The sequence below is a fragment of the Sulfitobacter sp. HI0129 genome (genome assembly GCF_001635395.1).
Lineage (GTDB): Bacteria > Pseudomonadota > Alphaproteobacteria > Rhodobacterales > Rhodobacteraceae > Sulfitobacter.
Window position 1 is genome coordinate 1 of the sequence record NZ_LWGH01000526.1, and the last position, 2,247, is coordinate 2,247.

A 2,247-nucleotide genomic window follows, 5' to 3' on the forward strand; every position below is an offset into this window, starting at 1 on the left:
GTATAGCGCGGCGGTTCCGCCCAGCCTTCCCAGACCGGCCCCTCCGCAAGGGTACCTGCCCCGCCCGGCGCCATCCCCGCGACGGTGCCCACCCGCCAGACGGACCCGAAGACAAGCGCCACCATGAAGGCCAGCACCGCCACATAGCGCAGCGCATAGGGGTCGCGGCGCGCGACCCGCAGATCGGCGGGAACGGGCCGCGCGGTCGCGGTACGTTCGGCCATGCGCTGCTTGTGCGCGCGCCAGACGGCCATGGAGGCCGGATCGGCCTGACCGATGGCCGCGTCATCCAGCAGGGCACGGATCGGGCGACCGGGCAGGCTCGCGTCCAGCCGTTCCAGCGCCTCTTCCCGGCTGGGCAGTCGCAGGCGCAGCACCGCAAAGGCCAGCGCCCCCAGAACACCTAGCGCGGCAAGGGCCATGCCCAGCCAGACCACTTCCAGCGGCAGGCTTTCATGCAGCCCCAGCATCAGCGCCGCCAGCACCAGCAAAAGAACGGTCATCAGCGGCCAGAGCGTCTGAACCGCGCGCTCCGCCGCCATGCCGAGGCGTGTCAGCCGCAGGGGCCTGCGCAGCGCATCCATGCTGCGCCGCATGTCGTTCGGGGTGAATGTCGCCATCGGGGCCTCCGGTGGCCGCACGGCATCATGCCGTCAGAGCCATTCGGGGATGGTATCGCGATTTATCATATCGTCAAAGGTGGGACGCGGGCGGATAACCGCGAATTGATCCCCTTTCACCATCACTTCGGGGATCAGGGGGCGCGAATTATACTCGCTCGCCATCACGGCACCGTAGGCACCGGCACTGCGAAACGCCACCAGATCGCCTGCAGACAGGGGCGGCATCATGCGCTGGCGGGCAAAGGTATCGCCGGTCTCACAGACCGGGCCGACAATGTCATAGGGCTGCTGCGCCACGCCTGCCTCCGGCTCCACCACGGGCACGATGTCATGGTAGGCGTCGTACATCGCGGGGCGGATCAGATCGTTCATAGCGCCGTCAAGGATCAGGAAATCGCGCCCCTCGCCCGACTTGAGGTAGATCACCTCGCTCACCATCAGGCCCGCGTTACCGGCGATCAGGCGGCCCGGCTCGATCTCGATCTCGCAATCAAGGTGCCCGAGCGTACGCTGGACCATGGCGCCATAGTCGGTGGGCAGGGGCGGGGCGGCATTGGACCGCTCATAGGGGATGCCCAGCCCCCCGCCGAGATCGAGCCTGCGGATATCGTGCCCGTCTTCGCGCAGCAGAACGGTAAGGTCGGCGACCTTGGCATAGGCCTGTTCGAACGGGGCCAGATCGGTCAACTGGCTGCCGATATGAACGTCGATGCCGATGACCTGAAGACCGGGCATGGCGGCGGCGCGGGCATAGACCTCCCGCGCGCGGGCGATGGGGATGCCGAACTTGTTTTCCGACTTGCCGGTCGCGATCTTGGCATGGGTCTTCGCGTCGACGTCCGGGTTGATGCGGATCGTCACCGGCGCGACCTTGCCCAGGCTGCGCGCCACGGCGTCCAGCATCTCCAGCTCCGGCTCGCTTTCGACGTTGAACTGGCGGATGCCGCCTTCAAGCGCCTGAGTAATCTCCTGCTTGGTCTTGCCCACGCCGGAAAAGACGATGCGCTCGCCGGGGACGCCGGCGGCACGGGCGCGCAGGTATTCGCCGCCCGATACCACGTCCATGCCCGCGCCGGCCTGCGCCAGCGTGCGCAGCACTGCCTGATTGGAATTGGCCTTCATCGCATAACAGACGAGGTGATCCATCCCCGCGAGGGCCGCATCGAACAGGCCGTAATGGCGCAGGAGCGTCGCGGTGGAATAGACGTAGAAGGGCGTGCCCACGGCCCGCGCGATATCGGCTACGGGAACGTCTTCGGCATGCAGCATGCCATCGCGATAAAGAAAGTGATCCATGCGCGGCACTTACGCAAAAGCGCCGCCCAGATCAATCGTCAGACGACGGGGCGGCTGCGCAGGAAGAGATAAAGCGGCAGGCCGAAGCTGACGCCGACCAGATAGGTCGCGGGGATGGCCAGTAGCGCCTCCCAGTTCCGCCGCACCGCAACCTCGGCGAAAATCCACAGGGTGAGCGCGATCGCGGCAATGGTCAGGTCCCAGACAAGGCCGCTGGTCGCGGCATTGGCGTGCCATGCTTCGATCATCGGGGCCAGCGCGAAGCCTTCGGCGCGGAACCACTGTATGAAATACCACATGGGGTGGATCGCGCCCCAGATCGCGAGGG

Annotated in this window: 3 protein-coding genes; all 3 read right to left on the reverse strand. The window is 66.6% G+C overall.

Features of this window, described 5'->3' with window-relative positions:
• The coding region (locus A3764_RS14385) for a DUF4175 family protein (RefSeq protein WP_150122193.1) at positions 1–620 on the reverse strand (620 nt) is incomplete at its 3' end.
• 33 nt (positions 621–653) lie between these two features.
• Positions 654–1,919 (reverse strand): diaminopimelate decarboxylase, encoded by a 1,266-nt coding sequence (gene lysA, locus A3764_RS14390; RefSeq protein ID WP_067924036.1) that lies wholly within the window; start codon positions 1,917–1,919, stop codon positions 654–656.
• 38 nt (positions 1,920–1,957) lie between these two features.
• Positions 1,958–2,247, reverse strand: a 290-nt coding sequence (locus A3764_RS14395; RefSeq protein ID WP_082865943.1) for a DUF2834 domain-containing protein, incomplete at its 5' end; no start/stop codon positions are given.